The sequence below is a fragment of the Vibrio sp. R-1 genome (assembly GCF_035615595.1).
Lineage (GTDB): Bacteria > Pseudomonadota > Gammaproteobacteria > Enterobacterales > Vibrionaceae > Vibrio > Vibrio cholerae.
The window spans coordinates 1-993 of sequence record NZ_WPDC01000226.1; the positions used below are offsets into that span (position 1 = coordinate 1).

Below are 993 nucleotides of genomic sequence, written 5' to 3' on the forward strand. Positions count from 1 at the left end.
CCGCCGCATACCACCTTAATCACTAAATTCAACGCATAGTGAAAATGCCACGCGTTGCGAATCCCTCTTAAACAGATTGTTATATTTTTACGCGACTTTAGCCTGAGTTGGCTTTTGAATATGCTCAAGAATTGAATGATACATACCCTTATAATCATGCTTTACAACTTCGAACTCTACAACTTCAACGTTAAAAGATTCTAAGAGTTCCTTCTTTTCTAACGGAATACCTTTACTGTCATAGAAGTAAACTTTGTTGTTAACTAAACCATCCGCAAAAAATCGAGCGCGTTTATTAAGCAACCACCAAATATCTGTTTCACTATAATCTAACGAGAAGCCCAGTATATGGACATCGCCACTAAAGAACAGATCGACCCATGATGTTTGACAGTATTCGTTTGCAGCTAACTTTTCACGCATTGAATTAACAGAAACTGTATTGCCACTAACCTGATGAAAGTAATTACCTTTTACGTAGCTATCAAGTTTACTGACCGAACCGCAGTAATGGTCAAGACCGAGCATTATTGACTTTGGATGGTCAATTTCACCATGTATGTTCCATAGTAACTTTTCACCACTAGCAGTTTTATAGCTGCGCTTTCGGCGCAAACTATAAATGTCTTCAGTGCTCAATTTCTGTGGACTACAATCTATAGCCTGCTCGAAAGCATAGTCGTAATTAGTTGTTATATAGTCAGTAAAAGGCATCTTCGCTAATAGGTCGAATATTTCATTGGAGCCCTGTGATTTCATAGCATCTGCGATATGTTGCTTTAACTGCAACTCATCTGATTTTTCGCTTACCTCTGATTTGTGCTTTTCCAAAAATATACGCTCGTAGACCATCGTGTTTGGTAGATCCTGATGGTCGAATTGATTTTCATTCTTTATATTGTTTAGTAAGTCATTCCAACTGACTGCATTATCCGAAATCCGATTCAGACCATTTCCAAAAAAGACTGTGTTTTTCATAACTTTCCTAAAAAA

The 993-nt window shown here is 37.5% G+C and carries 1 protein-coding gene; it reads right to left on the reverse strand.

Annotation, left to right across the window (positions count from 1 at the left end):
* Positions 1-87 precede the first annotated feature (87 nt).
* Positions 88-993: SIR2 family protein (locus tag GOU96_RS17775; protein WP_267783273.1), on the reverse strand; the 906-nt coding region annotated here is incomplete at its 5' end.